At 46.3% G+C, this 8,041-nt stretch carries 5 protein-coding genes; 3 read left to right on the top strand and 2 right to left on the bottom strand.

What is annotated here, in order from left to right; genetic code table 11:
- Window positions 1–346: 346 nt before the first annotated feature.
- Entirely contained in the window at window positions 347–781 is a 435-nt protein-coding gene (locus tag V6C93_RS33540; protein ID WP_333481025.1) for a hypothetical protein, read from the top strand.
- Between the two features lie 449 nt (window positions 782–1,230).
- Window positions 1,231–3,741, top strand: coding sequence for a PAS domain S-box protein (locus V6C93_RS33535; RefSeq protein ID WP_333481024.1), 2,511 nt, complete (start codon window positions 1,231–1,233; stop codon window positions 3,739–3,741).
- Window positions 3,742–3,967: 226 nt separating this feature from the next.
- Here the strand turns inward: V6C93_RS33535 and V6C93_RS33530 are convergent, their stop codons facing one another.
- Both V6C93_RS33530 and V6C93_RS33525 read right to left on the bottom strand, forming a co-directional pair.
- Complete coding sequence (locus V6C93_RS33530) at window positions 3,968–4,768, bottom strand: DUF928 domain-containing protein (protein WP_333481023.1); 801 nt, start codon at window positions 4,766–4,768, stop codon at window positions 3,968–3,970.
- A gap of 254 nt (window positions 4,769–5,022) precedes the next feature.
- Window positions 5,023–5,208 carry a hypothetical protein gene (locus V6C93_RS33525; protein ID WP_333481022.1) on the bottom strand — a complete coding sequence of 62 codons (186 nt, stop codon included), beginning with the start codon at window positions 5,206–5,208 and terminating at the stop codon, window positions 5,023–5,025.
- On the opposite strand from V6C93_RS33525, the gene V6C93_RS33520 reads away from it, so the two are divergent.
- The coding region (locus tag V6C93_RS33520; RefSeq protein WP_333481021.1) for a CHAT domain-containing protein at window positions 5,208–8,041 on the top strand (2,834 nt) is incomplete at its 3' end. The genes V6C93_RS33525 and V6C93_RS33520 overlap by 1 nt on opposite strands.

The following is an 8,041-nucleotide window of genomic DNA, read 5'->3' as shown; positions in this document are numbered from 1 at the left end:
CCTATCAGGGATTGAAAAGATGTGCCCCACCACTTGTTGCACACGCTTTGATAATGAGTTATTCAGAATTCAGCTTGGAACAAGTAGTTATATCATTTCCACTTGCATCGGAATTCTTCAAAAACCTCTGCGTCCCTCTGCGTCCCCCTTTGCGCTCTCTGCGTTAAAAAAATAGGATTCCAATGCAAACGGATTCGATATTAGAGAGTTTGCCCTGAACTACCAAGAACAAGAGAGAATCTTTGAGGGGATTGAATCTGTAGAGCCTTCATCCTGGCTTAGAGAAACCCTGGACTTCAACCTTCCCCTAGCTATCGCCATCGGCTCGGAAAAGGCGCGATCAGAGATGCTCATTGCTCCTATTATGTGGGAGATGAAGCGCAGACATAGCACTAGCATTAGCATTTTCTCAGGCAGAGAGTTCAACGTAGACGCTAGCAGAGGACTCTCCGGATTTGTTGATTTTCTGATTGCCAAGGCAAGACAGCAGGCGTTTATCGGTTTGCCAGTCGTTGTACTGGTGGAAGCCAAGAAGAGTGACTTAGCTTCTGGTTACGGGCAATGTGCTGCCCAGATGGTTGCTGCTCAAATTAAAAACAGCCAGCCAGAAGCGTCAGAAATGCAAGACCGATTGGAGAAAGGGATTTTGGGCATAATCACCAGTGGAACGGTGTGGCAGTTTTTGCATCTGAAAGCTCAAGAACTGGTGCTGGATTTGGCTGAATACTCTCTTGATGAACTGTCTCTGCTGCTAGGTATTTTGGAAGAATTCAGTAAATAATGAAATTTCTCAGCCATTCACATGATATTGCTGGCGAATTCACGAGGGGTTAAACCCTATAAAGGGAGATTTTGTAGGGGCACCTCTTTTAGGTTTACCCATAACAGAGGAGTGTAATTGCACAATATCGTAATAAAGGGAGATATCCGGTTTTTTGGGGTGATCGGTCAGACCCCTCGTCAATGAACCAACGGTATCTTCTCATTCAGGTCTTTCCCGAACCAAGGACAGCAGCAACGAGCAGATAGCAGTAAACTTCATTACCTATTACCCATTAGCCATTACCAATTCCCTCATTCCTAGTGAAAATACGGTGGCAGAAGCCTAATCAAGTCTCGCAAAATATGAGGAAACCACTGAACGCTAAAAAGTAGGGTAAGTAGTGCGCGTAAGTATATCTACCCTTCAACCTAGTCTCAGTGACCTGATGAGACTCCAATGAGCTGGTTATGCTAAAAAACAAGGGATTCCCTCGTTTCTCGGATCTAGCGATCGCTGTTGCTAAACTCTCACGGCGACGTGGGGAAAAACATGAAGCGGTTGATTGTAAGTTGGCAACGGAAACCACGGAACGCCAGCCAGTAGAAGAGGTAAGCCAACAGAGCCAGTCACAACTACAAGACTTCTTAAACAATGCGAATATTCTGATTCAGACCGTTTCCCTGAGTGATGGACGCTTACTCTCGGTAAATCGTGCGTGGCGCGAAACACTCGGCTACAGCCAACAAGAATGCGATCGCCTGACAATCTTCGACTTCATCCATCCCAAACAACAGCATCATTGTAGAGAACTATTCAACTCTCTGTGCTCCGGACAAGAAAGCCTGAAAGTTGACATGATTGTCCTAGCAAAGGATGGCAGTGCGATCGCCTTGGAGGGAAGTCTCAACTGCCACTATGAAAATGGCGAACCCACAGCAACTACGGGAATCTTTCGCGACATCACCAAGCGCAAACGAGCCGAACAACGTCTACGAACGCAGTACATTACAGCACGAGTCTTAGCAGAATCCACCACCTTACACGAAGCCACCCCAAAAATTCTCCAAGCCATTTGTGACGGCTTGGGATGGGACGTTGGCGAACTCTGGTGTGTCAACCACCAAGCCAACCAACTGGATTGTGTCAAAGTGTGGTACCAGTCCTCCGTTGAAGTGCCTGAATTTGAAGCCGTGACTCGAAGCATCACCTTTGCCCCAGGTGTTGGACTACCCGGACGCATCTGGGAGAGTGGGAAACCTGCATGGATTGCTGATGTTGTCAAGGACACCAACTTTCTCCGTGCTGCTGTTGCCGACAAAGCGGGAGTTCATGGCGCGTTTGGTTTCCCCATCTTAGGCAGTAAGGAAGTTCTCGGTGTCCTCACCTTCCTCAGCCGTGAAATTCGACAACCGGACAGCGATTTACTAGAAATGGTAACTGCAATTGGTCAGCAAATCGGGCAGTTTATCGAGCGCAAGCAGGCAGAAGAGGCATTAGAGCAACAGCGCCAGTGGTTAGAAGTCACGCTTTCCAGTATTGGCGATGCCGTGATTGTAACGGATACAAACGCAGCGATCGCCTTTATGAATCCGGTGGCAGAAGCCCTCACGGGCTGGACAAAAGAAGACGCTCTCGGACAAAAAATTGATACTGTCTTTCACATTATCCACGCACACACACGAGCAGCTGCTGAAATTCCTATCAAACGGGTGTTACAGGAAGGAATTGTCCTTGAATTGGCTGAAAACACTACCTTGATTGCACGAGATGGTAGGGAAATCCCCATTGATGATAGTTGTGCTCCGATTCGCAACCAACGTGGACATTTACAGGGAGCAGTGTTAATTTTCCGCGACATTACTAAGCGAAAACAGGCCGCAGAAGCGTTGCAAAAGAGCGAGAAACGCTATCGATTGGTGGTGAATAATATAAAAGATGTGATTTGCCAAACGGATGAAACAGGTGTATGGATATTTCTTAATCCTGCCTGGACTGAAATTACAGGATTTTCGATACAAGAAAGCATCGGTACGAACTTTTTAAATTACGTTCATCCGGATGACCGCCAACTCAACTTTGAGCAATTTCACTCCCTGATTACCAGACAAAAAGAATACTGCCATCACGAAATTCGCTACCGCACTCAAGACGGCAGTGTTCGCTGGATTGAAGCTTTTTTTCGACTTATTCTAGATGCTAACGATGCTATTATCGGCATCTCTGGAACCCTTCATGACATCACTGAGCGGCGACGAGCGGAAGAAGAAATTCGCAAAGCGTTGGCACAAGAAAAGGAACTCAACGAGCTCAAATCTCGCTTTGTTTCTATGACTTCTCATGAATTCCGTACCCCGCTAACAACTATCCTCAGTTCCGCTGAATTACTCGAATATTACGCTCACAGGTGGGACGATCAGAAAAAACTCAGCCATTTGCATCGCATTCAAAACACCGTTCAACACATGACTAGCCTGTTGGATGATGTGCTACTCATTGGGAAAGCCGATGCCAGGAAATTAGAGTTTAACCCTACTTCTCTGGATCTAGAACAATTTTTCCTCTCTCTACTCGAAGAAATGCAACTCAATATTAGTCAGCAGCATACCCTTAAATTTGTGAATAATGCTCCATCAACTAGAGCTTGCATGGACGAAAAGTTATTACGACATATCTTCGGAAATTTGCTCTCCAATGCCCTTAAATATTCACCCCAAGGCGGCACCGTAAATATAACATTGGCTTATCAAGATGGAGAGGCTATTGTCCAAATTCAAGATGAGGGTATTGGCATTCCCAAAGAAGAACAAAAACGGCTTTTTGAGTCTTTCCATCGAGCGAGTAATGTGGATAAAATCCAAGGAACTGGATTAGGATTAGCGATTGTTAAAAGAGCCGTAGATTTGCATGGAGGAAGAATTGCGGTGAGCAGTGAAGTTGGAGTCGGCAGCACATTTACCGTTACTCTGCCGTTGGAATAAGGTGACTCACTTCTGGCATCTATCTGCTCACCTGCTTGCGAATGAATGATGTTGTTGGTCAATTCACGAGGGGTTTGACCCGCACCCCCTAAGCCCGATAAATTTAGGGACTGTAGGGGCAGGTCTTGTGCCTGCCCTAGAGCTGTCTTGTGCCTTCTCTAGAGCTAGGTAAGGCACCCTACAAACACTAAATTCTAATTCCCCATTCCCAAGAACAAACTCATCTCTATAGTTTCTTGAACGTGCTATCCAGCCCAACTGAATTGAGCAATTGATTCCAAGCCTGTGTTAGCTCACTATCATTCGGGCGATCGCGCCGTAGCTCAACTAAACCGCTTACCGTCTCGTACCAAAGCCCAGCATTAGCATAGAGAGCAACACGCTCCTGAGGCGTTGCCTGCTGAATTCTTTGAGCCAGAGTTGGGTCGGGTCTAACTCGCACGATTCCGCCACTCGCCACGATATCCTTTGAGGACTCGAAATCATCGGCAGAATCGGCAGGGCAAATGACCCTTAGTATCCAGTGATATTCCTGACCCATCTCCAAAGGGGAGAGGTTCGCAAAGGCTGGAAGAGAAAAACTCATGATGCCCGGAGAACCCACGACAGTTCCGTTCGCCGACTTCGCCAATGTATACTTCGTGGAGTAAATATCCTGCTCCTTAGCGTCCCGCACCACCACCTCCACCTCTGATGCGGATGCCTTGGGCAGGTACCAAAAAACAGTTGGATACGGTGCTGCCGTTGCTCCTACTCCCGAATCTGGAACCAAGGCTGTGACTTTTGCATCAACAGGTTCGATGCATTCTTCACCTCTGGTTGCTCCGCCCTGTCGATTCACGGGAAGTCCTTGACCTTTGGGTAGAGTGAAATTCCATCGGTTGGGTAACTTGCCGCTGAGAGAGGAGCTAGGTCTCGACTGCTTTGGCACCTGCGCGGAGAGATTGGCTCCAAACCCTATCGTTAAAGCCATCGCCAGTATTGCCGTCAGGATAATGATGCGTGATGAACGATTAAACCAAGCCATGTGCACAGGATCTTAAACGAAGAGTAGGGTATTTCTACTAAAGATGGCAGAACCCAAGCCTAATGACAAAGTTTGATGCCATTTTGTTTCTCACTTGAAAAATTTCTCAGGAAGCAGGGGTGAGGTACAGTTCTTGGCAGCGGGTCGGAAATGCCAGCGAACAGAAGTCCTACTGTAGGTAGATTAGAAGTTTCTAATATAACAGATAGGATATTTTGTCAACTCATATCGTGCTCTACGCTGCCCGACTTTCCCTATGCATCCATCTCTGAAATTGCTTGGCTTTGCAACGGCTGCCTTGCTGTGTTCTGTAATCCCTCCTCAACCTGTCGTGGCAAAAACTCTAAACAGAGTCGCTCCTGTCTCAGAAATAGATGGGGAGAGAGGGAGGGCGGGCGGTGGGGAGATGGGGAGATGGGAAGATGGGCAAAAATGTGCATTGCTTGTTTGTACACATCAAGGGATGATGCCTAACTTCCAAGTGGAGACAGCACAGCTATCTCCAGAGAGCATAGAGCCGCTAAATTCAGATTTTACACCTGTCTCAACCAGCTTTCCCTGGGGTAGTGGCGATGCTTACCCCACCCGAATCATCCCTGAGTGTAGGACAGGCGAGACGCCCCTCTTAACAAATGGTGCAAGATGCGCCTTAAAGCCCAATCAATTATCAGAAGCAGGGCAAACTTTTGGGTCAGTTCAAAACATTTCCAATCAATTGAATTTATCCTCTATTAAAAATACCAATACTCGTACCGAAAAAGCTCAAATTCTCAGGGAACTGCTCAATGTTTATACTTCGGTGAAAAACTCGGAGCAAACGATTGAACTTTCCGCAGAAATCTTGCCGATCGCACAAGAACTGGGAGAGCGTGATACGGAATTAAAAGTGCTGATGGCTTTAGGAGAGGCTTATAATTCTACCGGACAATATCAGCAAGCCCTTGAGTCAGCGAAGGCCAGCTTGGGACTAGCTCAAGCACTGCACAATTCTCAAGCAGAGGCCGTCGCTTTTTTGACTCTAGCTAGGGCTTCCCAGTCTTTAGCCTCGCCGCCCAGTGATTATCGAAAAGCAACGATGGCGGCTATATCCGGCTTAACAACATCTTGGAAAATTGAAGACTACGAATCAGAAGCCAACGCCCTAGCGCGGCTCGGTAGTGTGTACGATTCCCGCCAAGATAATCGAAGTGCCGTTATTTTTGCTCAGCACGGCTTAAAAGTAGCTAAAGAAAACAATATTCCCACTGCTGCTGCCTCTTCATTATTGACTTTAGCTGGTGTTCACCTACAGGAGGGAAAATACCAAAAAGTTATTGAGTCTACGGAAGAAGGGAGAGATGTTTTACAAAAACTGCAAAAGCGGGAAGAAGAAGGCACTGCTATAGTAATGCAAGGTCTGGCTTATCTAGGGCAGGGGAATATTCAACAATCTCTTCAATTAACCGAGCAGGGGTTAGCCATCTCGCAAGAAATCAAAAGTTCTCGAGTGGAAGCCTTAGCCCTCATCGTTTCCAGCTTGGGCTATTCTCAGAACGGAAAGTCTCAAAAAGCGCTGGAATTGATTAACCAAAGTCGAGCTATTGCTCAAGAGCTAAAGAACCAGGATTTAGAAGGATTAGCTCTAGAAGTTCTCGGTGAAATTCATAGGCAGGCCGGACAAAAGCAACAAGCGATCGCCGCCTATCAAGAGGCTTTGTCAATCAGCAATAGTTTCAGCGCTTTTGCAGGACTCTCCCGCCTTTACCAAGAATCCAATCTGTTAGCTACAGCGATCGCTTACTACAAGCAGGCTATTAACAAAAATGAAGAACAAAATCCTAGGATAATTGCTGGCCTACCCGTTTGGTTGCAACGCTCTTTTCCTCAAGCTATTCAGAATATGCTTGGCTTAGGAGCCACCGATGTTTATCGATCTTTTACCCATTTACTGCTAGCCCAAACGCGCAAATTAGAAGCACTACAGGTGGTAGAACTGCTCAAAGGACAAGAGTTGCGCGAGTACACCGGCAACCCCAGAGTTAACAACACACAACAAGGTCAGCCTCCTAGCTTGACCCTAACACCGACCGAGCAACAGATTTTTCAAGAATATGGCGGTTTAATCCGTTTTGGCAATCGGCTGGCTGAATGCCAGCGAACTCGTTGTTCAGAGTTGGAGCAACTGTTGAAACAGCGGGAGGTCGTGACCCAACAATATTATCAAACACTAGATCAGCTCGAAACAGCTATTCGCAACAAGCGTGCTACAGATGAGGCATTTGTTGACCCTAACCAATTGGCTCAAAAAGCCCAAAAACTGGTAGAAGCTCAACCCGGTACCCTATTGATTTATCCTTTGGTACTAGACAACAAAATTTGGCTAATGTGGGCATCAAAAGGAGGCATTTTTACCAGTGCAGAAGTTTCAGGAGTCAATCAAACTCAGTTGGAAGAAACGGTTACAAAATTTCGCCGATTATTACAAAATCGTTCTTCAAATATTGATGAGCTAAACGCAACCAGTAAGCAACTTTATGACTGGCTGATCAAACCATTGGAAGGAGAACTGAAAGCCAATAACATTCATAACTTAGTCTTTGCTCTAGACCGCTCAACGCGCTATATTCCCATGAGCGCTCTGTATGATGGCGAAAAGTACTTGATGGAAAACTATAATGTTTCTACCGTGCTATCTGCTAACTTGACCGAGACGCCATTACCTACCAATGAGTCTCTGCTTGCTAACAGGTTATCAGGATCCAAAACCGCTGTTGCTAATGATCAAAATCAGGTTCTTGCTTTAGGCGTGTCTGATGCCATAGGTGAGTTTCCACCTCTGCCTAATGTGCCACTTGAGTTAAATGCGATCGTGCGGCAAAATAAATCTGAAAAATCGGGAATTTATCCCGGCATAGAGTACCTCAATCGAGACTTTAATTTTTTCACCTTACGAGATAATTTACCCAATCATCACTTTTTACACATCGCGACCCATAGCAAATTTGTGCCAGGACGAGCAAATCAGTCTTTCCTGCTGCTGGGTACGGGGGAGAAGCTAGCCATTCCAGAGATTGAAACTTGGCTAAATTTGCGCAATGTGAACCTGGCTGTGCTGTCAGCTTGCGAAACGGCTTTAGGTGGGAAAGGACTGGATGGCAGGGAAATTGCTGGTGTTGGCTATTACTTTCTCAAAGGTGGAGCTAAAACTGTGATGGCATCTTTATGGAAGGTGGATGATTATAGTACTCGCCTACTTATGGAGCAATTTTACGAAAACTTGGCTAAAGGAACACC

It is taken from the genome of Allocoleopsis sp. (assembly GCF_036703385.1).
In the GTDB taxonomy this organism is placed as follows: Bacteria; Cyanobacteriota; Cyanobacteriia; order Cyanobacteriales; family Coleofasciculaceae; genus Allocoleopsis.
Note: the sequence above shows the minus strand (reverse complement) of the source record. Positions and strands in the feature narration are given on the sequence as shown.

What these genes read in the sequence shown, in the direction of transcription:
- V6C93_RS33540 (WP_333481025.1), top strand. Translation starts at nt 347, where the DNA reads ATGCTCATTGCTCCTATTATGTGGGAGATGAAGCGCAGACATAGCACT.
- V6C93_RS33535 (WP_333481024.1), top strand. Translation starts at nt 1,231, where the DNA reads ATGCTAAAAAACAAGGGATTCCCTCGTTTCTCGGATCTAGCGATCGCT.
- V6C93_RS33530 (WP_333481023.1), bottom strand. Translation starts at nt 4,768, where the DNA reads ATGGCTTGGTTTAATCGTTCATCACGCATCATTATCCTGACGGCAATA.
- V6C93_RS33525 (WP_333481022.1), bottom strand. Translation starts at nt 5,208, where the DNA reads ATGCACATTTTTGCCCATCTTCCCATCTCCCCATCTCCCCACCGCCCG.